The organism is Flavitalea sp., assembly GCF_035489435.1.
Classification (GTDB): Bacteria; Bacteroidota; Bacteroidia; order Chitinophagales; family Chitinophagaceae; genus DATHKG01.
This window is the reverse complement of record NZ_DATHKG010000179.1, coordinates 26,083-53,079: the sequence shown is the minus strand read 5'-3', so window position 1 is coordinate 53,079 and position 26,997 is coordinate 26,083. Positions and strand designations below refer to the sequence as shown.

Genomic DNA, 26,997 nt, shown 5'->3' with positions numbered 1-26,997 from the left:
ATTCATAATTCTCTTCACCTGTCTATATCCGCAAGTACAAAATCCACACTTCCCAGGATCGATAACAGATCTGCTACCGTGTATCCCTTACTGATATAAGGAACCATCTGCATATGCGGAAACGACGGTGTTCTTATTCTTACGCGGTATGCAGATGTACTGCCATCGCTCACCAGGTAATAACTATTGGCTCCCTTTGTTGCTTCTATACAACTCATTGCTTCACCGGCAGGGATTACCGGTCCCCAGCTCACGTTTAAAAAATGTGTGATCAGTGTTTCTATATCCTGCATCGTATGTTTCTTGATCGGCGGAGTAGTAAGCGGATGATCTGCCTTGTAATTTCCTGCAGGCATATTGTTCAGGCATTGTTCTACTATGCGCAGGCTTTGCCACATTTCCTCTACCCTCACAACAGAACGATCGAAACAATCGCCGTTCTGTGCGATCGGGATATCAAAATCAAATTTTTCATAACCGGAATAAGGACGTTTCTTACGGAAATCCCATTCCATTCCGCAGGCCCTGAGACCCGAACCGGTAACACCCCATTCAATGGCCTCTTCAAGTGTATAAACGCCAATGCCCTTTGTACGCGCTTTGAACAGGCTGTTCAGCAAAACCATCTTCTTGTATTCCCTTAATTTTTTTGGAAAGTAGTCGACAAAACTTTTTACCAATCCATCCCAGCCGCGGGGAAGATCCTGCGCGACGCCACCGATGCGAAACCAGTTGGGATGCATCCTGCCACCGCAGATAGCTTCGATTATATCGAATATTTTTTCGCGATCAGTAAACATGTAAAATACGGGTGATAATTGGCCGAGATCCTGCGCAAAGGTTCCAAACCAAACAAGGTGGCTGGCTATCCGGAATAATTCGCACAACATCACCCTGATCACTGTTGCACGTTCCGGCACTTCTATGCCTGCCAGCTTTTCTACTGCCAGCAAGTAAGCAAGATTATTCATGACCCCACCTAAATAATCCACGCGGTCCGTATAGGGAATATATGTGTGCCAGCTTTGGCGCTCACCCATTTTTTCAGCACCCCGATGATGGAATCCGATCTCAGGCACTGCATCGATGATATCCTCACCGTCCAGTTGTAATACGATTCTTAACACTCCGTGTGTACCCGGATGTTGAGGGCCGATATTCAGGAACATGAAGTCTGAATCCTCTCCTTCTCTTTCCATGCCCCATTCCTCCGGTTTAAATCTTAATGCTTCCTGCTCGCGATCCTGCTTTTCATCCCATAGTTCAAAGGGGCCCATTTCAGTTGCTCTTGCGGGGTGTTCCTTACGTAGTGGATGGCCTTGCCAGGTGAGGGGCATCAATAAACGCGTGAGATGTGGGTGTCCTTCGAAACGGATGCCAAACATATCGTATACTTCACGTTCGTACCAGTTGGCATTTTTATATACAGATGTAATAGAGGGAAGCGTGGGGAACTCTCCAAGCAGTGGGACTTTCAGGCGAATGAAATGATTCCTGTCAAAAGAAAAAAGATGATATACTACGGAAAAATCAACGGTGGGGAAATCTTTTTTGTGAGTTCTGTCGCGTTCGTCGATAGCACACAGATCATAAAGGAGGGAATAAGGTTTACGGATTTCTGTTTTCAGGTGCCGGATTATAGGCAGGCAGTCATTACCAGATATCCATAATGTGAGCAATTCATCAACGGTGTTTTGCTGCCTGAAGGCTGTTGCACCGAAGTTGAGTTGCAGATGCTCAAGTATGTTAGTGGCTTCATGCATATCGTTAGATCCACTTTATTAAACTTCATCCACTCCGCGAAAGGTAAGATTGTTCATTCTCTCCTCCCGTTTAGCCTCCTTCATGGAAATCATTTTTGGTTTAATGACTCCCTGTTCGCCAATCGTCCAGCTTAGTGGACGTGCCTCTTTACCTACTGCATCAGCCAATAACATCAGTCCCTGCATGAATGCGTCAGGTCTTGGCGGACACCCTGGCACATAAACATCGACAGGGAGGAATTTATCCACCCCCTGTACTACACTGTAGATATCATACATGCCGCCGCTGTTTGCACAGCTGCCCATGGAGATTACCCATCTTGGTTCCATCATTTGTTCATGTAGTCTTTTGATAATAGGTACCATTTTTATGAAAACAGTTCCTGCTATTACCATTACATCTGCTTCGCGCGGTGTGCCCCTGATCACTTCTGCTCCAAACCGGGCTACATCATACTTGCTTGTTATACTTGTAGCCATTTCAACAAAACAACAGCTTAAACCGAAATGGAAGGGCCACATGGAATTCTTTCGGCCCCAGGCCACGAGGCTTTGTACGGAGGTAAGCATTATACTCCTGCTGACTGCCTGTTCCATGCTGCCGGTGCCGGATATTCTTCCCGATATATCACCCGCTTTGTTTAACCACCAATCCATAGGTTTTAGCTTTTTACTGTTGCTTATGCTTACGAGCTTTTACTGTTGCCTGCTTATCAGCTTGCTGTTATTTGCTTACCAGTTTTTGCTTATCAGCTTTTACTTATCAGCTTATGTTTACTATTTTTTGTTTATCAACTTTTTTTTGTTAATCAGCTTTTTTGCATTTGCTTCATCTTATAAACTTTCATTATCTTTTTGACATCTGCTCCAATGTTAAGTGCGCCAATGCCCCACTCATAAACCAACACCACGGCCAGCTGACCAATGAACACGAGAATACCGATATACCCTGGCCAACCAAGTTCATAAAAGCCAATTGCCCATAACATGATAAATACGGCTTCTACATCAAAGACCACGAATAACATGGCGACTAAATAAAATTGCGCTGAAAACCGTATCCGTGCAGATCCGCTCTGTTCAATTCCACCTTCATATGGTTGGCCGGTGGCCCTGTCTTTGTGATGCTGTCCGAGGATATAGGATAATGAGAGAATAGCCACCAATAATATGCATACAATACCAGCATATAAAAGCATGGGCCATAATGGAACACTATCAAGGTTATTTTCAGGCATAGAAAAGCGGTTTCATTAATGCTTCAAACATCAACGATTAGTAATAAACCAACTTCTTAACAATTCAGGGCCTGACATAAACTTTGAACCTGCATGTTCAAACTGACATGTAACGATGTTCAACTGACGATGTAACGCTGAAGGCATTCAATAATGAAATCCTTCTGAGTGATGATATAGTTGACGATATCACCAATAGAAACGACTCCGACCAAACGGCCGTTGTCCATAACTGGTAAATGGCGGATGTATTTCCGCGACATCAGCTGCATGCATTCTTCAATCTTTGTGTCGGGAGTAACGAATGTGGGGCTTTCGGTCATAATGTCCTGCACCATTGTTTCTCTGGAAGAACGGCCTTTTAAGATAACTTTACGCGCATAATCACGTTCGGTAAAAATCCCATCCAGCTTTCCGTCTTTTTCCAACACGACAAGGGCGCCGACGTTGTTGTCTTCCAAAGTTTCGAGTGCTTCATATACAGAGCTTTCCGGACATATTGAATATACCAAATTCCCTTTTATCTGTAGTATATCGCGAACAGTATCCATGGCGCAATCTGTTTGAGAAAATAAATAGTGATGTTAAGTTAACCTATTTTTGAATAAAAAAAAAGATTATGCAAACAGGGGCTAACGCTGCCATTCAGTGATTAAAACGATAGCTTTTTTCATTTTTTTCTGTGGATTTTCGAAAAAAACCAGTTAATCTTATTCAAAGCATCAGAAAAAAGAACACTAAGTTGTTGATAACCGTTATATATAATCGCGAACGCATCGACGTTTAAGGTTTATAATATTGATCATCATAAAATAAAAATCCCTGTAAATAATTCATATCTGGCCCACCTGTGACAATTAAAGAATTTATATATCTTGGGTTCGCAGAAACAGCCAACCTTTCTTGAAATGATGCAGTCATTCACCATACAACCATATTCAGGTTTAAGCAGCCTTGTAAGTCACATACTGGTGATGGATCATCAAACAACTTATGGAGTTGTTACCCCTCTCCCATTTTATGCAGATGGGGTGCCAGGTATCGTTTTTCAACAGTCTTCCGGCAATATGTATCTCAACGATAAAAACAGGAAATTGTCTTCACTGTTTTTATATGGTCAAACTATCAGACCAATCACGCTTTTGCCTTACGGAAGTTTTCGCATGATCATTTTTCTCTTATATCCATCTGCTATCAGCCGCCTTTTCGGCATCAGATCAAATGAGGTAACCGATGATTGTGTTGATCTGCGACTACTGCCAAGTGCAAATCTTCTTTCAGATTACCAGGCATTGACAGAAACCACGGAAAGTCATATGCAGATAGATATAATCAGTCGTTACCTGATAGCTATTTCTAATGCGATTCAGGTAAGCGCAGATAATATTGTTCACTACGCTCTGGAACACATCATCGCTTCAAAAGGACTAACTTCATTACCGGAGCTGAGAAAGCGTTTACACATCACTGAGAGAACATTTGAAAGAAAGTTTGAGCAATATGTCGGTGTGAGCCCGAGACTGTTTTCCCGGATTTGCCAGTTTAAATCAACGATGCATCAACTCGATCAGCAAAACTTTAATAAGTTGTCTGATGTTGCCTACCATAACGGTTTTGCCGACCAATCTCATTTCATCAGGAGTTTCAGGCAATTTTCCGGGCTGAGCCCCCTACAATACGTAAGAAAACAGTGGTGAGTTGTGAGTGGTGAGTTGAGTTATGAATGATAAGTGACTTTGAGATTGTCGGTTTCATTCTATTTCCACTTTTCCCCGGGAAATAATTTTGTTGTAAAATTTACAACATATGAAACTTATCATTTTCGGATCGACAGGAACCATCGGACAACTATTAGTACAAAAGGCACTTGAATTGGATCATGAAGTGACTGCTTTTGCAAGAAACAGCGAAAAACTGGCGCAAATAAAAAACAGTCGACTCACGATTTGCGAAGGAGACGTAATGCAGGCAGGCAAGGTAGCTAAGGCAATAGAAGGGCAGGATGTGGTATTGTGTGCACTTGGAGCCGGGAGGAAAGGATCAGTCAGGTCAACCGGGACAAAACACATTATTGAAGGCATGGAAAAAAACGATGTGAAACGTTTAATTTGCCAGACAACTTTAGGCAATGGAGACAGCAAGGGCAATCTTAATTTCTTCTGGAAGTATATAATGTTTGGCTGGTTTCTTAAGGATGCCTACCTGGACCATGAGCAACAGGAAAATCATATCCTCAATTCAAAGCTTGACTGGACAATAGTGAGACCTGCGGCATTTACTGATGGCAAGATAACCGGGCTATACAAACATGGCTTTGGACCAGAAGATAAAAAAATAAAACTGAAGATTTCAAGAGCGGACGTTGCGCTATTTATGTTGATGCAGGTTACTGATAGTCGTTATGTTCGAAAAACACCAGGACTTTCCTATTGAGAGAAATTTTGGTAGTGTCTCAGCTTTAAAATTTCTTTTTTCTGGACGCTTGACGATAAAGCAAAGCTTTTGTACACCTGACCCGGCACACATTTCTACTAGTCAGGTAGAACGTCAAAACCTATCGGTTTATATTCGTGAAAGCTCCATGCAAACTGTTACCGTGAACATAGCTGTCCAGGATTATCCCATCACGTTCATCAACTGTCCAGTGTCCTTTAGCTGTATCGACAGGCTTTAGTAAATAGGGCCGATTGTCTTTTCCCTGATCTCCATAGATAATTTGCCAGGTGTATTGTCCGGATGTATCAGCTGGCCGCGCAATTAACCGCATGAGAAATTCCTGGACCGGTTTACCGGCTACCATCCATTGCAATTTGCCTTGCCAGTCCCCGATAAAATTTTGTGGAAAGCCCATTTTGGCCAGGGAAGAATTTTGAAGACCGGAATCAGAATCCGCTGATTGCTGACCCTGTGCGAAGACTATAAAAAAGCTAAGGATAAACAACAGAAAAAATCTCATCATAAAATGCTTAAATTAATGCAAAATACTGCTAATGAGAATAACTTTTGCCTTGCTACTGTTTTTTACAGGCTATCAATCCATTGCTCAGAATAACCTCGGTAACCCGGATACAAACAAAATCCGTGTAATAGTTTTTGGCGCCCATCCCGACGACTGCGATATCACAACCGGAGGGTTGGCTGCACTATATGTTTCAATGGGACATGCGGTGAAATTTGTTTCTTTGACCAATGGTGATAAAGGCCATCAGACAATGGGAGGTAAGCCGCTGGCCAGCCGCAGGCTGAAAGAAACAAAGGAGGTCGCGAGGCGGCTTGGTGTTGAATATGATGTATTGGATAATCACGATGGGGAACTAATGCCAACCCTTGAAAACCGTCTTGCCGTGATCAAAAAAATCAGGGAATGGCAGGCCGATATTGTAATTGCTCCTCGTCCAAATGATTATCATCCCGACCATAGGTATACCGGTGTTCTTGTACAGGATGCAGCTTACCTGGTTATTGTACCAAATGTTTTACCGGGGGTTCAACCTTTAAAAAATAACCCGCTGTTTTTATATGTCAGTGACAGGTTCCAGCGTCCCAATCCTTTCAGACCGGATATTGCGGTAGACATATCAACGGTTATTGATAAAAAGATTGATGCACTGGATGCTCATGTGTCCCAATTTTATGAGTGGCTACCCTGGACAGAGCATGACAAATCAGTTCCCGGCGATTCGACCGCCCGGAAAAAATGGCTTACAGAAAAACGAGGTTCAAGAAACAATGTATCACCCGCAGTATTAACGTTATTGGAGAAATGGTATGGCAAAGATCAGGCTGCAAAAGTTCAGTTTGCCGAAGCCTTTGAAATTTGCGAATATGGAAAAAATCCCGGTACTGAAGAAATTCGCCGGTTGTTCCCAATGCTTAGAGAAGCTCGTTAACAAGTATATATCGGTGGATTACCTGCAAAAGACTTCAATTCGTCAACCCGAAGGTCCTGGTGATAACCAAGGAGGCTTTGCTAATCTTTGAACCGATACATTTAGTATGTTATATCATTCCCTGATGCTTCAGTTCCGCCATGCAACAATTTGATATTCGCCATGTCTATTTGTAAATGTGGAACGATCGGGCAATCGATCTGAACCTAAGGCTCAAATTATTTCTGTCAACCTTAGAACAATGTTTAAAACCAGCTTCAGGATATTATGGCGAAACATCATGAAAGATCGCCAGTTTACAATGCTGAATTTATTTGGTTTGTCTACGGGCCTTGCCTGCACGATGTTGATTTACCTGTGGGTAAACGACGAACTGCAGGTTGACAAGTTTAATGAAAAGGATAAGCAGCTTTTTCAGATTATGATGAATATGGAAACGCCCAACGGTATCGAAACCGGCGAGCAATCGCCCGGCCTCCTGGCCCAGGCATTAACCAAAGAGCTTCCTGAAGTGGAATATGCCACTTCTGTTATCACGGTTTCCTGGGCTGATAAAACAGGTATCCTTACTTACCAGGGAAATCATATTACAGCTACCAATCAATTCGCTGGCAAAGATTATTTTAACATCTTTTCGTATCATTTTATAGATGGTAATAAAACCACCCCTTTGTCAGATAAATCTTCCATTGTTATATCCCGGGAGCTGGCGATGAAAATATTCAAGACAACTCAAAATGTTGTAGGAAAAAGTATTGAATGGAACCAAAAAGAATATAGCGGGGTTTACCGCATTTCAGGTATTTTTGAAAATCCACCTGTCAATGCTACTATACAATTTGATATTGCTTTCCAATATGAACTCTTCCTCGATAAAAATCCAAACCTTCAAAAATGGAGCAACAACCAACCAGCCACTTATGTTATTCTAAAACCAGGTACTGATATTAATCAGTTCAATGATAAAATTGCCGGCTTCATTAAAACCAGGCACGACAAATCGAAAGCAACTCTTTTCGCACAAAAGTTTTCAGACAGATACCTGCAAAGTCATTATGAAAATGGATTACCAAATGGTGGCAGAATTGACTATGTAAACTTATTTTCAATTACAGCCATTTTCATCCTGCTCATTGCCTGCATCAATTTTATGAACCTGTCTACCGCAAAGGCAATACGCAGGATCAGGGAAGCGGGCATAAAGAAAATACTTGGTGCTCAACGTTCGACACTTATTGCACAAACTCTTGGTGAGTCCCTGCTCCTGGCTTTTCTATCAACCATAATTGCGATCGGATTCGTTTTCCTTTTGTTGCCGCAGTTTAATCTCATTACAGGTAAACAGCTGAGCATCCCATTCAATCTTAACTTTATCCTGACTATACTGAGTATCACGGTGATTGCCCGACTGGATGCCCTTTATAAAAAAGATAATAATGGACTACCATTTGAATACAGGTTCCTTGATGAAGATTACCAGGGACTCTATGCTTCAGAAAAAAAGGTAGCTACCCTATCAAAATATTTTGCAGGGTTAGCCATCATCATATCTTGCCTGGGACTTTTTGGATTGGCTGCGTTTACTGCCCAAAAAAGACAGAAAGAAATTGGTATCCGTAAAGTGGTTGGGGCTTCGACGAATAATGTTATGATACTGCTATCAAAAGACTTTCTGAAACTGGTATTGATAAGTATTCTGATTGCATTTCCAATATCCTTGTGGGCGATGTATCAATGGTTACATGGATTTGCTTACCGCGTTGACCTCGGTATAGATATATTTGTGATTGCAGCCATTTCAACAATACTTATCACAATGTTATCTATCGGTTTCCAATCATTAAAAGCTGCTGTTACAAACCCAATAAAAAGTTTAAGATCTGAATAAGAACCCAGGGAGCTTTTGAATGTGTTTTCCTGGAGCTTTTTGAAATTGTTTTTTAGTTAGAATCTGTTGCTATATCAATACTTACAAAATAGCTTTGATCAGGTCGGCTCCTTTTTCGCCAATCATTATACAGGCCGCATTCGTATTGCCGGAAATAATTGTTGGCATAATGGAAGCATCAATCACACGCAAACTATCAACACCATGCACTTGTAGTCTTTCATTGACCACAGCCATCGGATCTGCACCCATTTTACAGGTACCAACCGGGTGATATAAAGTTTCGAGGCTTTTCCGAAGGTGAATCATTAAAGCTTCATCTGTTGCATCACGCGAGGGATGATTTATTCCCGCTGGAGAAATGGATCTGAATGCTTTTGCATCGACTAATTTCATTGCTATTTTCAAGCCGGCCAATAATGTTGTCCTGTCTTTTTCTTCCTGCAAAAAATTTGGTTCTATCACAGGAGGTCCGAAAGGATCACCGGATCGGATAGTGACCTCTCCCCTGCTTTGCGGATGAAGAAGAATAGCCATAACTCCAAAGCCATTTGTTGTGGGAAAGGTGTTGATGCTGTAAATGTCAGTCTGGTAATTGTCTCCTATATGAAAGGGGATAAAATGAAACTGGATATCAGGCGTTTTCAGACCCGGGTTTGTCTTTATAAATGTAGTGGTTTCAACAGGCGAATTGCATAGTGGACCTTTGTTTAAGAGAAGGTAATTCAACAGTCCTTTGATTCTGTTTATTGGTTTCAACTCATTGTTAGAAGTGGCAATTTCACTAAGGTTACCTGCACCCGTCCATATATGATCCTGTAAATTTTTACCGACGCCCGGTAAAGATAGTTTCATGTCTATACCTGCATGTTTCAGGATGGAATAGTCGCCAATACCGGAAAACAATAGCAGTTGAGGTGATTTTATAGCTCCGGCCGAAACAATAACCTCTTTTTTGCAGTACATATTTTCGGTAGTTGCCTTTCCGGTTATCAACTCTACCCCCGAAGCTTTATCCTGCTTTATGATGATCCGCTTTACCAAAACATTTGTACGTACAGTCAGATTGCTACGATGCATTACAGGTTTTAAAAAAGCAGTATTGGTACTTTGTCGCCGGTTATTTTTTATGGTATATTGCAATAAGCTAGTACCCAGTTGAGTGGTGCCATTGTAATCTTCCGTTATGGGAATTCCATTCTCAACACAGGCCTCGATAAATATCTTACTTAAAGGAGAAGGATATTTTGCAAAGCCAATACTAAGTGACCCACTTTTGCTATGATAGGGTTCATCAAATGATTCATTGTTCTCTGATTTTTTGAAATAAGGCAAAACCTCCGGGTAACTCCAGCCCTTGTTGCCAAGTTCCGCCCACTGATTATAATCTTCGGGATTGCCCCTTACATAAGCCATAGCATTGGTAGTGCTGCAACCACCTAAAACTTTGCCGCGGGGAATAAACAATCTGCGGTCATCAACATAACGCTGTGGTTCCGTCCAGAATGCCCAATCTACTGAGGAATTGTGCAAGGTGCCATATGCTCCGGGTATTTCCGTTTTTAAACTACCCTTACCGCCCGCCTCCAGCAATAATACTGAACACGAGGGATCTTCAGATAACCGGTTAGCTAACACACAACCGGCAGAACCTGCCCCTACGATTATATAATCATAAAGCATAAGCGATATATGCTGATCTGTTCATCAAACCTGCATTACTAATAAAGCTACAGCTTATGTTTTTTATCCCACCGCTATTTACGAAGCAGGTTTGAAAAAAAACTTCCTATAAGACTTTATTGAGCTGCTACCAGTTTAAGAACTTTGCCAGTGGTACCTGAAGGACCTGCGATGCTCGACGCCAACACATAAATTTCTCCGCCAGAGTCCTGTCCAAAACCTTTTACATACAGCTGGAGATTGTCCGGGAAACTTTTAAGTGCGATCTTATCGTAAGTCCAGAGACCAGTGCCCGTTGAAGGTGTGCTAACATAAACTTCGCCCTGGGGCTGAGTGCCGGCAGATGAATAATTTCCAAACACATACTTGCCTTTAAGCTCCGGAAGAACATTGCCACGATAAACGTAACCGGCCACTATCACAACAAAATTACCTCCGCCCGGGTTTGCAAAGTTTTTTGTTTCAATCACGGGATCAATCAATGGATTACCAGCCGCATCCACACCTGGGCAGGTAGTCAATTCTATTTTTTCGTTGGCGGCGTTAAAACAATGAGTGCCTTCTTTCACATTCCAACCATAATTGCCACCCTTGGTTACCAGATCAATTTCTTCGTATAGATTCTGACCCGCGTCGCCCAACAGCAAGCTACCCGTACCACCCATATCAAAAGAGAACCGATAAGGATTACGTAATCCATATGCCCAAACTTCATCTAATCCGGCCTTGCCAACAAAAGGATTGTCAGCCGGGATAGCGTAATTTTTTCCGGCCCCGGATGAGTTTACATCAATTCTTAAGACATTGCCCATCAGGTTTTGATCGTTGTCTTGTGCGTTCCCGCCTGCATTCGCAGCGTACCAGTCTTCAACATGACCAGGTCCCAGGTCATTTTTATTGCCACCATCACCAATGGAGATATATAGAAATCCATCCGGGCCAAACGCAATGGTCCCACCATTGTGATTACCCTGTGGATGAGGTTCCTGCAATAGTTTCCTTTCACTGGCGGGATCCGCTATGTTTGGATCAGCCGAAACTTTGAATTCAGATATAACGGTTGTGTTATTCCACCTTTTCGGGAGACCGGTATTGCCTGCATCCGTTGTTGGTCCTCCATCAGGAGGCGGAGCCGTATAACACAAATAAAATTTTCCATTGCTTTTGTAGTTCGGATGAAAAGCAAGTCCTAAAAGTCCCCTTTCATCGTAATTTGGGTTGAGAGTCACCATTTTACTTGCAACATCAATAAAAGGCTGAGCTAATTTTTGTCCCTTGTCGTCTATAATCCAGATCTTTCCAACCTGGTCTACTACAAACAATCGTTTAGTGTCATCTGAAGGCTGGGCAAGAGTAATAGGTGAAACCAGGTCTGAAACTACAACTCCCAGGTCTGGTGTTACTTTCATTGGAGGATCATCATCTTTCTTACAACCCAAAAAAGATAAGAAGAGCAGCAAAACAAATAACATTAACTGCGGACGGAGGCCCCTGTTCAAATTGGATTTTTTGAATACTTGCATACAATAATTTTTGAGGTAAAAATGAAAGCAGTTTTAGCCGTTGCTCAAAGATTACGGATGTATACAAGTTGATACGTAAGAAATACAAAAGGGTTGTTTATTGTAACAATGTGTTTTTTTTACAATCAGTCTCCTTTATGCGATAACAAAAAAGCGGATATATCTGAAAGATCCTGTTTACTTAGTTTCATATATTCAGGTGAAGGCATCAGGCTATTTTTAAGCGATTGTTTTGTGAGGATTTCCTTCTCATCAATCATAAATTGTCTGCCATATACATCAAGAGCAGTTATTACGGCCCCGTTTGACAGTAGTATGCCATAAACGATGCCACCATTTTTTGTAGTGACCAGGTAAGTTTCAGACCCAAATGCAATTCCTTCATCAGGTTCAACAATGGCTTCAAGCAAACCCGCCTGATCAAATTTATTTTGAATACTGGTTAATACCGGGCCGGTCTCGCCACCCATTGAACCTACTTTGTGACAAACCAGGCAATTACTGAGAACAAGACTTTTACCTTTTATTTCATCTGCTTTTAATGAGGTTATGGTCTTAAAATCATAGGCTGAAGTATCCTGGGGCAGAAAAAAATGAGCGGCTAACGATTTCAGATATTTTTCTTCTTCGTTCATCACCTGGCTTGATAATAATTTGATGATGCTGTCAGGTATTTTTTTTGTTGCAGCCAAATGAACGAGGTGCAGTTTGCCCGGCCTCGATTTTGTAAGTTCAGTTGCGGCTTTTATTCGCGATGACAAATTAAGCGTCGTATCTGCAGCTTTCAACCGAAGCGCCAGCAATCCAGGTTGAGGGTCTGGCATTGCCTCAGGGGGTGATTTCCAGTCTTTAAGGTAAGGACGCCAGACATTTGATTTACGAAATTGCAGCCAGTATTTTGCTTTAACAACCAGGCTTTTGTTGTCACTGAGTTCAACCTGTCTCATAATATCAGCGGCTTCAGCAGTAGGTATAAAAGCTAAAGCCGTTATGGCCTGGCTCTTTAATGATGCATTTACAGCCGGATCATTGATCAGTTTGCCTAATGGCTTCGCTGCTGCTGAGGGATGAAATTCCCAGATGAGATTTAGTAACCCGGGTGACCAGGATACAGGGTCCGGATCACCAAGATGTTTCATTAATACCGGGTAAAAGGCATCGGTCTTGCCTTCCATGGCGATGCCAATTGCGTTAAGATACCAACGATCTTTTCCATCGTAACCATCAACCAGGTTTAACATAATATCCTGCGAAGATTTGACCGGCGTGTTGCGCAGGGAAATGGCTACACTCCTTCTTACACCCGGATCAGGATCAGTAGCCAACATCGACGCATAAGCCGGAACAACGGATTTTTGATGTTGGCTGATGCTTCGATAAGCGCAGATACGGATTTGCGGATCTTTATCCTTTAAGAGGGTTTCCGCAATTGTGAGCCCTTCTTTGCCCATTGTTGCGATCAGCCAGATTAACCTGGCTTTATGATAGGGATTTGCTACAGCCAGATTTTTTTTCAACAGAGGCAATGCATTTTCGCCCTGCAATTTCAAAAGTTCGTAAGCCAGGTTGCGAACATTGACTGCCGGGTTGAATAAGAGCCTGATTAAACCTTCAACAGAGGTTGTATCTATAGCGGGTGAAACAAGTTTTTTATTTTTTGGTGTAATACGATATATACGGCCGAAACCTTTTAAATCATTCATCTGGTGACCGCCAACTATCGGATCGTACCAGTCAGCAACATAAATGGCACCATCTGTTCCTATGGTTACATCACTTGGCCTGAACCATTTGGTGGTATCTTCTGCTAACTTATGCCAGATATAGTTTTTATTATCTGCATCAACCGATGCAATAAAATTTATTCTTTCGTCCAGGTTAAAACCTGCACCAACTCTTTTGGGTTTATATCCGAATATGATGTTCCGACCGGCATCGGCACTTAGCAAGGTGCCGCGGTACTTAGAACCCAGTTCATCTCCTTCAATCATGGTTATACCAGTTGGCGAACCCGAACCATAAATATCTCCTACAGGCATAACTCCCGGATCTTCCTGGTGCCAGTGTGCCTGTGTTATAGATTGCCCGGCTCTCCTGTCGGCCTGCCAGGTACGCTCGCCGGTCTTTGCAAAAAAGCCAGCATTGCCTCCTTCCACTATAAAACTGGTGCGACAGGCAGCTTTTTCATCATCATTATCATTCTGCCAGAAATCACCGAATGAATCCATCATTACTTCATAAGAATTGCGGAAATTATGAGCCACTACTTCGAGACCAGTACCATCCGGATTAATCCTGAACACCAGCCCCCCGGTCCAGATCTTTCCATCATCACTTTCCATTGCCGGTTTATTCTGTTTCGCATAAGGTGAGCCATAGTTATAAACACTGCCGGAATTTAATTTCCAACCTGTTTTATCAGTAACCAAATGTGGCCCGGCATTGCCTGCGTTAAAATATAATTTACCATCCGCACCCAACATACCAGCATGTAAACCATGGTCATGGTCACGTCCGCCAAAACCTGTTAGTAACACCTGCTTTTGATCCGGTTTATCATCACCGTTAGTATCAGTATAAATGATGATTGATGGGGAGCAGCTTACAATAACCTTATTACCACTTATTGCAATACCCAGCGGCGAACGCAATTCAATATCCTGAACGAAAACCTTTGATTTGTCTGCCACACCATCCTGGTTCGTGTCTTCAAGAATCATTACGCGGTCACCATCCGTATGATATAAATGTTTGGTAGAATCATTTCTGAAATCACGGTAATTCACTGCTTCGGTAATCCAGATCCGGCCCCTTAGGTCCACATCCATATTTGTTGGATTGAAGAACATGGGAGACGCTGCCCAAAGAGTTGCTTCAAGATCATCAGGCACGAATAAAGCAGCATGTGTTTTGATTTCTTTTTCATCATTTGAACATGAAGCCATCATTAACATCATGTTCAATATCATAACCAGGGACAGGAAAGATCTGTATATAGATTTCATAATTCGACGGTAATAAAGTTCGTGAAAGTTCTATTTATTTAAAGTAGATCTAAGGAATTTTACATTTGCCAGGTAAGATTCAGTCAGATCCGCATCTTGGGGTAAGGCTCCTTCAATTACCACCCAGCCCTGGTAATTTATCGAGTCAAGAATCTTTTTTATTCTCGGAAAATCAATCTTGCCCTGGCCCAATAAAAATCCATTTTCTTTTGCATGAATTTCGCAGATATATTCGCTTCCCAATTTTTCCAACTCGTCATAAATGTCATAACCTTTGAGATGGGAATTTGCGAGATCATAATATACACGAACATTTTTTGAACCGACTTCATGAATAATATCCAGATGTTGCCGGGCATTTAACCACGATTCGATACCAAGGATGATACCGAGATCTTCCGCTTTATGAGCCACTTTTGTTAATCTTCGGATCACTTCTTCCTGCCCGGCGTTGTCATCAAGCAGATCACCATTCTCGAAAAACGCAAGCAGAATTACCTTGCAATCCATGGCTTTCGCAACGTCTATGCTATCGCTCACCCATTGTTCAGTTTCCGGGGCGGATTTATATGGAATCTTGTTGAGTTCACCTATTGCGACGCCGGATATCCGGGTCCCGGATTTTGAAGCTGATTGTTTGTAAATTTCCTGGATATTTTTTTGACGGAGATGCATATTATTAGCAACGCTTCCAAGGCTTATCTGAACACCATCCAGTCCGAGTAGTTTGCCGTATTCCATCGCGGTAGGGTCATTTCTTTTTCCTATCGACCAGTCACATGCGCTGATTTTGTATTGACCAGATTCTCCGGATTTAAAAACATCAAGCGCAGAGCCTGCTAAAACAAGTGAATAAATACCGGCAAGATCGGACAACATTTCCCGCCGGGAGATTTGATTTAGAAAGTGCATAGTAACCGTCTATTTATACATCCACATAGGTATCTTTTTTAGCACTCCTGCATACACCGGACAATCGACTTCATGTGCGCCTTGCAATTAACTTTTTGCTACGGACCTGGTGTTTATAATACGACAATAAGACATCGGTTGAAAAGTTAATGCAATTTTTCATTAAGCTAAGTCAAGTTTACTTGTCTTTTTGATGAGTTTATTGTACTTTTAACCAAACACCGGAATGTCCCCTTTTCTATAAATCCTGATGATATGAACAAGTCCATAGTTAATCTTTTCTACAGTTACCGTCTTAAGTTTGTAGGGCTTTTGTGTATAGCCTGGGGTATCGTTTCATTTTACATGAAGCATTATCGTAGTGCGATCTGGGACTTTAACCTGTTGTCAGCCCTGTTTAGCTGGGGACTCTGCTTCATATTCTTCGCAAAAGAAAAACATGATGATGAGCGGATTCATCATTTAAAGTTCCGGGCACTTACATTCAGTTTACCGGTTGGTTTATTCATAACTCATTTGGTAAATTATATATTTCTGAGCCAGGTGGAACCTGATTCCGGGAAATTTGTCGAATCAATTTCAGCATATAAAATGTTCGCTATTGTAATGGTGGTAGCTTTAGCCACCTTTTATTATTTCAAACACAAAGAAGAAAGGGTTTGAAAAATCTGATTAAACTTGAGAGGGCCCGGATAGACCTGACCCAGGCGGAATTAGCACGAAAAGTCAACGTATCGAGACAAACGATCAACTCAATTGAAATAGGAAAATACGTTCCATCCACCGTGCTGGCATTCAAAATTGCATATATCTTTAAGAAGCCTGTTGATGAAATTTTTATTCTGGAGAAGGATGACTGGTAGTTCACTCACTTGCATTATTATGTTTTTTTCTTAAGTTTTATTTATGTTTTAACTTCAGGAGGTAAATAATTTATTACCACGATTTATTATTTGCAAATAGTCATATCAAATCGTCATCTCAACGAGCCGACTGTTTAACTAATTCATTCTTAAAAAATACAAAAATGAACTATCAATTTTCGACCTCCCGCAGGACTATCATCAAAACGATTGCAGCGGGTACGGCCGCAATGATTTATTCACCAAATGTATTGCTGGCTGCAACAAGTCAGAAAAAAACAAAGCTTGGGGTAGCATTGGTCGGACTCGGCTATTACAGCACGGATCTACTGGCCCCTGCATTGCAGCAAACAAAAAACTGCTACCTCGCCGGTATAGTCACAGGTACTCCCTCGAAAGCTGAAACCTGGAAGAAAAAATATAACATTCCTGATAAGAACATCTATAACTACAGCAGTTTCGATACAATTGCCAATAATCCTGATATAGATGTGATCTATATCGTATTGCCCCCTTCTATGCACAAGGAATATGTGATTCGTGCCGCAAATGCCGGTAAACATGTTTGGTGCGAGAAGCCAATGGCCATATCAACAACTGAATGCCAGGAGATGATTGATGCTTGTAAGAAAAATAAGCAGTCACTGGCTATAGGTTACAGGCTGCAGCACGAACCGCATACTAAGGAATGGCGCAGGATTGTGAAAGACAAATTGCTGGGTAATGTGAAAAAAGTGAATTGTGCAGCAGGATATCGGGATAACCGGACCGATCACTGGAAGCAGAAAAAAGAAATGGGTGGCGGAGTATTGTATGATATGGGTGTCTATGCTATACAAGGTGCCCGGCTTGGTACCGGCATGGAACCTGTAGCCATTGTGTCGGCTAAAACATCAACCACCAGACCTGAGATTTATAAAAACGGGTTGGATGAAACTACTGTTGCCACACTCGAATTTCCGGGTGGTGTTATAGCTGATATCAAAACCAGCTTCGGCGAAAACGTTAACTTTCTGAATATTACCTGCGACAAAGGTGAGGTCCGAATGGAGCCCTACTCTGCCTACGCCGGTTTACGTGGTAACAGTCCATTAGGAGCCATTTATACTCCTTATGAAGTGCCGTGGCAGCAGGCTAACCAGATGGATGATGATGCTATGAACATCATGCAAAAAAAGCCTATGCCTGTTGGTGGTGAAGAAGGACTTAGAGATATCAAAGTTGTAGAAGCTATTTATAAATCTGCAAAAAGCGGAAGGAGAGAAAAGTTATGAGTGGTGAGTGATGAGTGAGTGATGAGTGATTGGAGTTATGAGTAAGTTTTTGGGGTTAAAATTAATTTGGGGTAAATTAATTGGTGGATTGACTGAATAGATATGATAAGACAATGAAAGATTTTTTTAAGGAACTGTTTGATTATGGGCATAGTGTTAATCAACAGCTCGCTGAAATTTTTACTCTCAATCGCGAACGAACATCAGAAAAGTCGGTAAAACTATTCAACCATATTCTGAATGCTCATCAGATCTGGAATAGCAGGATAGAACCAGGTCAAACACCCTTCGAGGTTTGGGCCGATCACCCAATTGAAAAATGCAAATTAATAGACAATAGCAATTACGAGAATACTTTGATTATACTTGAGAAGTATGATATAAATAACCGGATTGATTATAAACGCAGAGGCCAGGCTGCCAGCAACAGTATTCGTGATATATTATTCCAGGTAATTAATCACTCGACTTATCACAGGGGTCAAATCGCAACTGAATTCAGACTAAAAGGAATTGAACCCCTGGTTAGCGATTATATCTTGTATAAGCAATAAGGCAATTGGATAAGGTGAGTAATAAGTTATCATATCATGTTTTGTCATTGTTCACAACCCGGTAGAAAATTTGCGTCAGGTTCGGGCTACAATCCACCTTGTCCCCGATAAAGATCCAATGGCTTATCCAATGTCAATTTCAGGACAGTCATATACTCATCCTTTACATTTTCAGGTACATCAATAAACACTAATCCGGGAACCTGGCTCCACGAAATCTTACCAACTATCTTTGGTACCAGCTCCTGCTTTGTGCCCAATACGGTAACCTTACTGATCTTATTTTTTAATCCTTTTATCATCACCTTACCGGCCTCAGCCGCAGGCAAAAATAAATACAAGGTCATAGAGTCTTTCGAAATAGTAGAGGGACCATAAAAATGCCCCTGTGGTAATCCGGGTATCGAATTGAAGATAGCTTCTCCATGTTTTTTATTCCAGCGACCAAGTTCTTTCAACACATGGACCTGCTCGGCAGGAATTGTTCCATCTTCCTTTGGGCCGATATCAAGCAACATATTGCCACCATTGCTTACAACATCTGCAAATATGCTGATGATTTCAAAAGGTGTTTTCCAATTGGTATCACTTTGCCTATAACCCCAGTTGTCATTAATAGTCATACATAGTTCCCACCAGTCAAATTTCGGTTTGCTGACCGGGAAATTTTGTTCCGGAGTTTCATAATCTCCGTATCCCTGCAAACGGCTGTTAATAATAGCCCCGGGATATTTCCTAAGTATCTCAGACCTGATATTTGCACTTTGCCATTCTTCGGCAGAATGCTCCCAATCGCCATCAAACCACCATAGATCAGGTTTATAAGCTTCATTGACTTCATTCAGCTGAGCCATCATAAATTGATGAAACTTCTTCCATCTCGCAGGATTGTCTGCAACTTTGTAACGGCTGCTATCCTTAAAAAAACCAGGATAATCAGGATGGCTCCAGTCGATCAAAGAAAAATATGCACCTCTTTTTATCCCTTCTTTATCCAGTGCCTTGTAAAATGGAGACAAAAGGTCGCGTTTGGCAGGGGTATTTTTGACTACGCTGTAGTGATCTTGTTTTGTGGGCCATAATGCAAGCCCGTCGTGATGTTTCGTGGTAATAACGGCGTATCGTGCACCCGATTCTTTGATAAGTGCTGCCCAATTTTCCGGGTTGTAACGGGATGCAGTGAATCCTTTCATCTGATCCATGTAATCATTATAAGTTATCTGACGGTTGTGAAAGCTCCAGCTTTCCGAAACGTCCTTTACGCCATACATCCCCCAATGAATAAAGATCCCAAGTTTCGCATCACCAAACCATTCCATTTTGCCGCGTATACTGTCTGCTTTACTCTTTTGAGCATTCACAGAAAATGTAAATACCAGGCTAAGAAAAAAAATTATCAAAAATCTACCCATTCTCCGTTTTTGCTGCCAATGTACAAAACAACAAGCTAATTGAACGATTCAATAATTCCAGACATGGGCCAGATAAACAATCAGATAACTCGAAACACAGATCACACTTTTCATTGTAAACGGATCAAAGATATTTTGCCTTTTAGTTTCATAGCTAATAAAGTAATTAGCAGTAGCCCAAAATAAAATAGAAACACCAATATCCCAAAGGTCAAATCGTCCATTGGTAAGATGAAAAAGCTGAAATAACTCCAGGCCTATTGAAAATACAAGCGGAAGAAAAAGCAATTGGATTTCACGATCACCAACTTTCAAAAATAAAAACTTTGAGGTCAATGTTATGCAAAACACCCACAATCCTTCAGGCAAAGAATAAATGATTGTTTCATTCAGAGGTAAGTGAGTTGAAACAGTCTTTCTCCATCCAACAAAATTATCACATGACACCATGGAAATAAAGATATCATTGATCACCGTTTTTTCAGTACGGTAAAACATATAAATGAATAAGCTAAAAAGCAAGGATAAAACAATAAGAAAATAATTTTTATTCACGCTTTACCGTAAATTAAAAGTTTGAAATAAGAAAGCCGGCCGAAGCTGATCTCCTTCAACAATGAAAACCTATGTATTGCGGTTAAACTGTTTACATAAAAAACTGATTTAAAATGAAATTTTTCTGAAACAATTTGAAAAGATCTGTCAATAAGTTTTAACCAGTTATCTGGTGTAAAATGATTGAGAATGAAAACTCTTCCCCCGGGTTTTAGTACCCTGTGTATTTCTTCTAATAATTTTTCAGGGTTGTCAACTACTGTAATAACATGCGACAATACAACATAATCAAAAGCCTGCTCCTCAAACAACAGCATTTCGCCATTCATCTGCAGTAGTTCAATATGCGTGTCAATATGCCTGCTTTGATGTTTTTTTGCAATTGCGAGCATATTTAAGGAGGTATCAATGCCAATAATTTTGTGGGTTTTATAAAGTGGCAAATGTTTTCCGTTTCCTACCCCTATTTCGAGTAATTGTCCAAATGGAAGTTGGTTGATTTCCCGGAACAGCCGTCGCTTTTGTGGTTTCAAAAAAATGTCCACCAAAGGATAGAGAAATGAAAATCTATTATAGAAATTATCAGTTTGTTTACCCACTTTCTAATTGTTAAAAAGCCAACAATTTTTTTATCGTGCCCTGAGACTGTCTACCGGTGATTTATCATAAACATCCAGGCATGAATCAAGAGGCCGGCCATCTACATGAATACAATCACAGAATTCCAGGCAAGCTTTTGATTTGTTGCTATCCTTGCATTGTCCCCTGCAATCTGAAATTGTATTGCGGGGCATAATTTCGCAGGATGTCAAAAATACCTGGATGGCAAGGATAATAATCGGGAACGCTTTCATATCGTATTATTTTTTACCAATACATACCCGCTGACTCGTTATTAAAGGACGGTTTGATTAAGGTTGAACTTTTGTTTTTCCCAGGGAAATATAAATTTCAATTTGTGATAATCCCAACAAAGCAGGTAGAGGTTAGCGAGTACCATCAAAGGTGAACTAACCCATGAGCCTTCAAAACGCAAGGCTATCGACAGTATGCAAATGTTTAAGATTATCGGAAAATAGATCAGGGCGCCAAGTGTTGCCGTCCGGGGAATCAACAATAAAATAGCCGCTGTCACCTGCAACACGCCAATAAAAGTGTAGTAAAACCCGGTCCTGTGCAAGGCGCCTAAATAATTTCCCATTGGATGCTTGTCTGATAAATCAGTGAACCGTTCGCCGGCAATTTTTACGAATCCGGATGGAAGGAACCCAACAGCCAGGCCTATGCGATTAAACACTGCAAAATAACCAAGCCATCTGCTTTGTCTTACCTGGAAATGAAGCCGCTCAAGTTTTGATGAAATGCTCATATTTTCGGCGCTTAAGGTTGAAACCAATTGTAGCAACCTTCCTTGAATTTAAATTACTTTAGTTGCTGACTTCTGTGTTAATTCTTATTTTGTTTCCAATCAAAAAGACCAAAATCTGTTAATAATCTACATGGATTACCATTTGCATCAAAACCAATATAAGTTCCAAAATAACCGTCGCCCAAACCTGTAGAAAATGCTGCCAGGTTATGGTTGCCAAAATTGTACATGGTGTATTTCCAGTTGTTATGGTAATGTTTTTCCATTTCTTTGAAAACTTCTCTATCTGTATTTTCGGCCGTTTTTCTGTCAAACACTTTGCTTGCTTCCTTGTCTATAAATAGTCCCACACCTGCGTCTACAGAATATCCGGGCATATCTTCACCTCCAATTGGCATTGGCTTTTGTCCTTTAAGCAATGCAAATTCCCATTTCTGAACTGGTTCATCACTGAATTTGATCCTCGCGAATGCAATGCTTTCCTGATTTTTAAATTTTGTTATAGCGAGCTGCATAGCAAATTCACCGGCTGGAAAGACCTGGGTAAACGGTATCCCATACTCATCGATATGCATTGGGTCGCAGGCGATAACATATCCGCTGTTGATTTTTATTTTACCAATTGTTATTCCATAAAAGCTGAAGACATTTTTATTAACCAGTTGTGTCGATCCATTTATAAAAGCCGTCTCAAACAGAATAGGCGTTGCAATAATTTTTCCCGGTGATGATTTAATAGTATCAAGCAGTTCGGTTGAAATTTTCCGGGAATCGATTTCGCCAGGATGATTATCACAGGCAAGAAAAATAAATGCAATGAGGATGTATTTCATGTCAGATTAAATTTAAAAAGAACTTTGCATTTCAAAGTTTGTGGGCAAAAAAATAGATTTATGAAAAGCTCATCTTTAGCAGGGTTAATCCATGCACGATAATTAAAATGATAATAGGCATTGTTTTAGTTTTTATTATTTATTTAAAACCAAAAATTAACGGAAATATAAAAGTCACTATGATGGTCCAGAAGAAATAAACCGGCAGGTAATAGGTAATCGTGTTACGCACCCTGGTTATGTTTCCTTTATTTGAAATGATTTTGAAAAATTGAATAGTGACCAATACCAGATTTATCAGGATCAGCAAATTGCCTCCGAATACTGCAGCCCTGTTCGGTGTTATACCAAATTCAGAAATCCGGAACAGAATAGCTGACAGCGCAATAACATTTACAATTACAGTGATAATAGATAACAGGAAGAGCACCCATAATCCGGCCTTGCTTTTAGTTTCCCCGGATGTTTCGGCGATAGAAAAGAAAATGATGGCCATGACCCCAATCAACAAAGCATTAAATATTAACAAAAACTCACGGTCGTTATAAGGATTCTTACCTGAATAAACCATAGCGACGAGATAGACCACGAGCATCACTAATACCAATGGACTGAATATTTTAGCAATCACAGGTGAAACTTTACTAACCAATTGTGGATTTGTCCGGGTAAGATAAGTGCCTATTATCGGTGCTGCCGGAAGGCCGAACTGCACAATGTTTTCAAAATAAAACTTTTCAATATTAAAACCGATCAATGAAAAAAGTCCGATAGTTATTCCGCTCAAAATTCCGGCTGTAATTACTATGAGTGTTGTCATTACAACCAGGTCACCGTTAAATTTTAGAAAGTTGATTCTTTTCTCCTCGTTGTTCCGGTATTCACCAACAAAAGCAAAACCCATTATCGACCATAGAAAAAGGACTAAATGAATACATGATAAAATCAGGGTATCGCTATTTTCGACATCAGGAAGTAAATTGATAAAGACCAGGCCCGCCAGCGTTGCAACTAATATAAAGGCTGATTTACCGGCTGATAGCTTATTCTTCCAGGCAAAATAAAAGGCCAAAACAGGAAAGATCGTGAATCCCAGGTTTCTCGGATAAAAAAAGTCTTCATCAATGTTCAACAATGCAGGCAGTTTCGCTATAACACCTCCTACCAGCGAAGCAATTAATACAAAAACCAATTCCCGGCCCGAACCCCAACTAATCTCATCACCTTCGTAATTAAGCCTTTCATTCCAGAAATCAGCAATTGCATTGCCTTTAACCTGCGGATACAATGAGCTGAACTCACGCTTAAAAGGCGCCTTGTTATTGCGATACATTTTCTCAAGTTCCCTTGGCTCATTTATATGAGCAAGTATTTCGTCTTTCATTAGTTTATAGTTTAACCATTTTTCAAGATTATTTTGTTGATCAATAAAGACCTTTGCAGGGCCGATGCACCTTTCAAAACCAAAACAATAAGATTTTAACTTTCTCTCCTGCCATTCCCCTTAATAAGTTTTTCCAGGGCTTTCAGATGATCATCAAATGCTTTTTTTCCCGCCTTGGTCATAAAATATTTTGTGTTTGGCTTTTTGCCAACAAATGATTTTTTCATGTCAATAAAAGCCTCTTTTTCCAAAGTTTTAAGATGACTGGCCAGGTTGCCATCCGTCAGGTCAAGATATTCCTTCAATGAATTGAAATCAACCATATCATTAACAGCCAGTGCCGACATAATACCGAGCCTGATCCTGCTTTCAAATGCTTTATGAAAATTATGGATTGCTATTTTCATCTTTCGTACCTGTAATGCATATAAATGCCATAAATAATATGGATCACTCCGAATCCCAATGCCCAGGATAATAATCCATATTCAACAAAAAATGAACTGATCAACCCCAGCCCTATCTGGATCAGGCCCAGGCTTCTCATTTCTTCATAGGTGAATTTGCTGGCATTGTATAGAGCGAGGCCATAAAATATCAATGTAAAGGGTGCTACAAAACCAATCATCCCTTTAACGATCATAACAAGAATCAAAAGCCCACCGGTAATTAAAGGCACTGCCATATTTATTACCAGCCGCCTTGCCGAAGCATTCCATAGTTTTTCACCATTTCTGTCTGCCTTTCTCCAGGAAAGAAACATTGCTGTACTTATAGAAAGTATCAATACCACAAAAGCTAAGAGTACAACCTTCAATAAACCGAATGACGGATTACCTGGTGAGTCGTTGAATAAAACTGCATCAATATTAAAATCAAAAACTTTATAAGCGATATAGGCTCCTGCTAAAGCATAGATGCCAGCCATTATGCCCGACAAACCGGAGAGCGACATAAATTTTGAAGTACGCTCCATCATTGAACGCATCTCGGCTATATCCTGGATATAATCCTGGTCTTTTTTCATATAAAAGTACTTTGCAATTCAAAGTTAAAAGGAATATTTGAGTTTTCCAAGGCCTCGAAGAATATTAATTTTTGAAACACACTAAGTTCTACACGAATAATACTAAGTTCTCCATGAATAATCTTCGCTTCTGTTTGACTAATCTTTGCTTCTGTTTGTCATTCTTCCTCAACCGCTCATACCAATAGTATATCTCTTTCCAATATTTTTCGGGAATTTATAGTCAGGGTGCGAAGCAGAATCATCTTTTATTCCCACTTAAATTATTATGATGAAAACAGCAATTGTCACTTTGCTACTCTTCACAGGCACAGAACTTGTCGCTCAATCAAAAACAGCAATAAACTATCTCAATCAAAAATCACCAGGTTTGATTGCCGAGGTTTTTGCTCCGGGCCTGATAAGTACAGGGCTGAGTGAACATAGTGCACCGGCATTTTCACCGGACGGAAACACTGTTATCTGGACAGTTATGGATAAAAGTTATCGTGGTTACCTGTTGGAAATGAGAAATGAAAATGGCAAATGGTCGAAACCATCAAGCCCCTCTTTTGCAGACACAACAGCTGATGATTATTATGCATCCTTTTCAATAGATGGCAGGAAATTGTATTTCAGTTCACGCAGGAAAATGCCAGCGGGATATACACAGGGAAAGGATATATGTATCTGGGAGGTGGAAAGAAAAAAAAATGGCTGGGGCAAACCAGTCCCCTTTGATACGACTGTTTCAAAAGGACAGGATTATGCACATTCCGTTTCAGAGAAAGGGACTCTTTATTTCTCATCCGCTTTGGGCGGAGGCACGAACATGAATATTCGTAAATCGGAAAAAACAACCGGGCTAATATCAAACCAGTTTTACTTCCTTTCAATATCAACAGCGTGGACTATGAGGATGGTCCATATATAGCTCCCGATGAAAGCTTCCTGATTTTCGAATCTCAAAGACCAGGGGGAATTGAAGGCAGCCTGGATTTATATATTTCGTTTAAAAATAAAATTGGTTCCTGGGGAATCCCGGTTAATATGGGTCCGAAAATTAATTCCGGGAGTTCTGAACGGTTTGCCAGGCTCTCACCCGATGGCAAATATTTATTTTTTGGTAGCAGCAGGAATATGTCAGATACCAATTGGGGTTTTGATATTTTTTGGATAGATGCAAAGGTGATAGATGAATTGAAAAAAGACAGAGCAGCTGGTATGATACTCGATCACCACCTGGGTAATGAAATAATAGATGCACTTTATCATAATGATGTTGCGAAATCTGCAACTTTAATAAATCAATGGCTGAATGTTTATCCCAACAGTCTTGACGCTATCCTGATTTATGGTTCTATCCTTAGAAAACAACAACGTTATTCAGAAGCAGAAGAGTTGTTGACTAAAAAAGCCATGCAGTGGAATGGCAATAAAAACATCATCATTGAACAGGCGCTGATAAAATTCGCCTTTGACAAAGATGATGAAGCAATCAAACTATTAACACCGGTTCTGGCAGCTGAAAATCAACCGCGGGAGAAATATCTGTATTTGTCCAATTCGCTTTTTGAAATGGCAAAGTTTGAAAGAAGTGATGAATATTTTGAAAAAGCAATGGCCATCGGTTCTCACAGTGTTTTCTGGTACAACCGTGCCTGTGGGTATGCACATATAGGTAACAAAGACAAGGCATTTGATGGACTCAACAAAGCCGTGGAGCTCGGCTACAACGCAAAGAAAAACTATGAGGACGATGCGGATCTGGAACCACTCAGATCTGATGAAAGATGGAAACAGCTGATGGAGAAATTAAAATGAGAAAATTGGTTATATTTAGTT

General features: G+C 40.7%; 28 protein-coding genes. 10 read left to right on the top strand and 18 right to left on the bottom strand.

What is annotated here, in order from left to right; genetic code table 11:
* Positions 1 to 14: 14 nt before the first annotated feature.
* The 4 genes from nuoC to VK664_RS28325 form a co-directional block, all read right to left on the bottom strand.
* On the bottom strand, positions 15 to 1,763 hold the full coding sequence (gene nuoC, locus VK664_RS28340) for an NADH-quinone oxidoreductase subunit C/D (protein ID WP_461402105.1): 1,749 nt from the start codon (positions 1,761 to 1,763) through the stop codon (positions 15 to 17).
* Positions 1,764 to 1,781: 18 nt separating this feature from the next.
* A complete protein-coding gene (nuoB, locus tag VK664_RS28335; protein WP_461402104.1) occupies positions 1,782 to 2,420 on the bottom strand; it encodes an NADH-quinone oxidoreductase subunit NuoB in 639 nt (212 codons plus the stop codon).
* A gap of 152 nt (positions 2,421 to 2,572) precedes the next feature.
* Positions 2,573 to 3,001 carry an NADH-quinone oxidoreductase subunit A gene (locus tag VK664_RS28330; RefSeq protein ID WP_461402103.1) on the bottom strand — a complete coding sequence of 143 codons (429 nt, stop codon included), beginning with the start codon at positions 2,999 to 3,001 and terminating at the stop codon, positions 2,573 to 2,575.
* A 119-nt stretch (positions 3,002 to 3,120) separates the two neighbouring features.
* Positions 3,121 to 3,552, bottom strand: coding sequence for a CBS domain-containing protein (locus tag VK664_RS28325; RefSeq protein WP_461402102.1), 432 nt, complete (start codon positions 3,550 to 3,552; stop codon positions 3,121 to 3,123).
* A 357-nt stretch (positions 3,553 to 3,909) separates the two neighbouring features.
* Here VK664_RS28325 and VK664_RS28320 point away from each other — a divergent pair, with 357 nt between their 5' ends.
* Both VK664_RS28320 and VK664_RS28315 read left to right on the top strand, forming a co-directional pair.
* Positions 3,910 to 4,698 carry a helix-turn-helix domain-containing protein gene (locus VK664_RS28320; protein ID WP_461402101.1) on the top strand — a complete coding sequence of 263 codons (789 nt, stop codon included), beginning with the start codon at positions 3,910 to 3,912 and terminating at the stop codon, positions 4,696 to 4,698.
* Positions 4,699 to 4,807: 109 nt separating this feature from the next.
* Positions 4,808 to 5,434 carry an NAD(P)-dependent oxidoreductase gene (locus VK664_RS28315; RefSeq protein WP_461402100.1) on the top strand — a complete coding sequence of 209 codons (627 nt, stop codon included), beginning with the start codon at positions 4,808 to 4,810 and terminating at the stop codon, positions 5,432 to 5,434.
* 121 nt (positions 5,435 to 5,555) lie between these two features.
* On the opposite strand, the gene VK664_RS28310 is transcribed toward VK664_RS28315, so the two are convergent.
* A complete protein-coding gene (locus VK664_RS28310) occupies positions 5,556 to 5,960 on the bottom strand; it encodes a hypothetical protein (RefSeq protein ID WP_461402099.1) in 405 nt (134 codons plus the stop codon).
* Positions 5,961 to 5,991: 31 nt separating this feature from the next.
* Here VK664_RS28310 and VK664_RS28305 point away from each other — a divergent pair, with 31 nt between their 5' ends.
* On the top strand, positions 5,992 to 6,891 hold the full coding sequence (locus VK664_RS28305; RefSeq protein ID WP_461402098.1) for a PIG-L deacetylase family protein: 900 nt from the start codon (positions 5,992 to 5,994) through the stop codon (positions 6,889 to 6,891).
* Between the two features lie 241 nt (positions 6,892 to 7,132).
* Positions 7,133 to 8,779, top strand: coding sequence for an ABC transporter permease (locus VK664_RS28300; protein ID WP_461402097.1), 1,647 nt, complete (start codon positions 7,133 to 7,135; stop codon positions 8,777 to 8,779).
* Between the two features lie 81 nt (positions 8,780 to 8,860).
* Here VK664_RS28300 and VK664_RS28295 read toward each other — a convergent pair whose 3' ends face one another.
* The 4 genes from VK664_RS28295 to VK664_RS28280 all read right to left on the bottom strand — a co-directional run bounded on the left by VK664_RS28295 (position 8,861) and on the right by VK664_RS28280 (position 15,902).
* Positions 8,861 to 10,462, bottom strand: a complete 1,602-nt coding sequence (locus VK664_RS28295) for a GMC family oxidoreductase (protein ID WP_461402096.1) — start codon at positions 10,460 to 10,462, stop codon at positions 8,861 to 8,863.
* Positions 10,463 to 10,578: 116 nt separating this feature from the next.
* On the bottom strand, positions 10,579 to 11,985 hold the full coding sequence (locus tag VK664_RS28290) for a PQQ-dependent sugar dehydrogenase (protein WP_461402095.1): 1,407 nt from the start codon (positions 11,983 to 11,985) through the stop codon (positions 10,579 to 10,581).
* Between the two features lie 125 nt (positions 11,986 to 12,110).
* Positions 12,111 to 14,990, bottom strand: a complete 2,880-nt coding sequence (locus VK664_RS28285) for a PVC-type heme-binding CxxCH protein (RefSeq protein WP_461402094.1) — start codon at positions 14,988 to 14,990, stop codon at positions 12,111 to 12,113.
* A gap of 30 nt (positions 14,991 to 15,020) precedes the next feature.
* Positions 15,021 to 15,902 carry a sugar phosphate isomerase/epimerase family protein gene (locus VK664_RS28280; RefSeq protein WP_461402093.1) on the bottom strand — a complete coding sequence of 294 codons (882 nt, stop codon included), beginning with the start codon at positions 15,900 to 15,902 and terminating at the stop codon, positions 15,021 to 15,023.
* Between the two features lie 255 nt (positions 15,903 to 16,157).
* Here VK664_RS28280 and VK664_RS28275 point away from each other — a divergent pair, with 255 nt between their 5' ends.
* The 4 genes from VK664_RS28275 (at position 16,158) to VK664_RS28260 (ending at position 18,593) form a co-directional block, all read left to right on the top strand.
* Positions 16,158 to 16,565, top strand: a complete 408-nt coding sequence (locus VK664_RS28275) for a hypothetical protein (RefSeq protein ID WP_461402092.1) — start codon at positions 16,158 to 16,160, stop codon at positions 16,563 to 16,565.
* The gene (locus VK664_RS28270; protein ID WP_461402091.1) at positions 16,562 to 16,765 is read left to right on the top strand and encodes a helix-turn-helix transcriptional regulator; all 204 of its coding nucleotides are present in this window, start codon (positions 16,562 to 16,564) and stop codon (positions 16,763 to 16,765) included. Before VK664_RS28275 ends, VK664_RS28270 begins: the two co-directional genes overlap by 4 nt.
* A gap of 164 nt (positions 16,766 to 16,929) precedes the next feature.
* Positions 16,930 to 18,039: a Gfo/Idh/MocA family protein gene (locus VK664_RS28265; RefSeq protein WP_461402090.1), complete on the top strand. Its 1,110-nt coding sequence runs from the start codon at positions 16,930 to 16,932 to the stop codon at positions 18,037 to 18,039.
* Between the two features lie 113 nt (positions 18,040 to 18,152).
* Positions 18,153 to 18,593 (top strand): DinB family protein, encoded by a 441-nt coding sequence (locus VK664_RS28260; RefSeq protein ID WP_461402089.1) that lies wholly within the window; start codon positions 18,153 to 18,155, stop codon positions 18,591 to 18,593.
* Positions 18,594 to 18,679: 86 nt separating this feature from the next.
* On the opposite strand, the gene VK664_RS28255 is transcribed toward VK664_RS28260, so the two are convergent.
* The 9 genes from VK664_RS28255 to VK664_RS28215 all read right to left on the bottom strand — a co-directional run bounded on the left by VK664_RS28255 (position 18,680) and on the right by VK664_RS28215 (position 25,173).
* Positions 18,680 to 20,005 (bottom strand): alpha-L-fucosidase, encoded by a 1,326-nt coding sequence (locus tag VK664_RS28255; RefSeq protein WP_461402088.1) that lies wholly within the window; start codon positions 20,003 to 20,005, stop codon positions 18,680 to 18,682.
* Positions 20,006 to 20,053: 48 nt separating this feature from the next.
* Entirely contained in the window at positions 20,054 to 20,503 is a 450-nt protein-coding gene (locus tag VK664_RS28250; RefSeq protein WP_461402087.1) for a hypothetical protein, read from the bottom strand.
* A gap of 53 nt (positions 20,504 to 20,556) precedes the next feature.
* Positions 20,557 to 21,159 carry a class I SAM-dependent methyltransferase gene (locus VK664_RS28245; protein WP_461402086.1) on the bottom strand — a complete coding sequence of 201 codons (603 nt, stop codon included), beginning with the start codon at positions 21,157 to 21,159 and terminating at the stop codon, positions 20,557 to 20,559.
* 30 nt (positions 21,160 to 21,189) lie between these two features.
* Positions 21,190 to 21,414 (bottom strand): hypothetical protein, encoded by a 225-nt coding sequence (locus VK664_RS28240; protein ID WP_461402085.1) that lies wholly within the window; start codon positions 21,412 to 21,414, stop codon positions 21,190 to 21,192.
* 41 nt (positions 21,415 to 21,455) lie between these two features.
* The gene (locus VK664_RS28235; RefSeq protein ID WP_461402083.1) at positions 21,456 to 21,929 is read right to left on the bottom strand and encodes a hypothetical protein; all 474 of its coding nucleotides are present in this window, start codon (positions 21,927 to 21,929) and stop codon (positions 21,456 to 21,458) included.
* Positions 21,930 to 22,006: 77 nt separating this feature from the next.
* A complete protein-coding gene (locus VK664_RS28230) occupies positions 22,007 to 22,762 on the bottom strand; it encodes a DUF4241 domain-containing protein (protein WP_461402082.1) in 756 nt (251 codons plus the stop codon).
* A gap of 139 nt (positions 22,763 to 22,901) precedes the next feature.
* On the bottom strand, positions 22,902 to 24,146 hold the full coding sequence (locus VK664_RS28225; protein ID WP_461402081.1) for a hypothetical protein: 1,245 nt from the start codon (positions 24,144 to 24,146) through the stop codon (positions 22,902 to 22,904).
* A 95-nt stretch (positions 24,147 to 24,241) separates the two neighbouring features.
* Positions 24,242 to 24,553 (bottom strand): winged helix-turn-helix domain-containing protein, encoded by a 312-nt coding sequence (locus tag VK664_RS28220; protein WP_461402080.1) that lies wholly within the window; start codon positions 24,551 to 24,553, stop codon positions 24,242 to 24,244.
* On the bottom strand, positions 24,550 to 25,173 hold the full coding sequence (locus tag VK664_RS28215; RefSeq protein ID WP_461402079.1) for a hypothetical protein: 624 nt from the start codon (positions 25,171 to 25,173) through the stop codon (positions 24,550 to 24,552). The genes VK664_RS28220 and VK664_RS28215 overlap by 4 nt, the downstream gene beginning before the upstream one ends.
* Positions 25,174 to 25,444: 271 nt before the next feature.
* Between VK664_RS28215 and VK664_RS28210 the strand changes: the two genes are divergently transcribed.
* Together VK664_RS28210 and VK664_RS28205 are read left to right on the top strand one after the other, a co-directional pair.
* The gene (locus VK664_RS28210; RefSeq protein ID WP_461402078.1) at positions 25,445 to 26,086 is read left to right on the top strand and encodes a TolB-like translocation protein; all 642 of its coding nucleotides are present in this window, start codon (positions 25,445 to 25,447) and stop codon (positions 26,084 to 26,086) included.
* Entirely contained in the window at positions 26,059 to 26,976 is a 918-nt protein-coding gene (locus VK664_RS28205) for a TPR end-of-group domain-containing protein (protein WP_461402077.1), read from the top strand. Before VK664_RS28210 ends, VK664_RS28205 begins: the two co-directional genes overlap by 28 nt.
* The last annotated feature ends 21 nt before the right edge of the window (positions 26,977 to 26,997 follow it).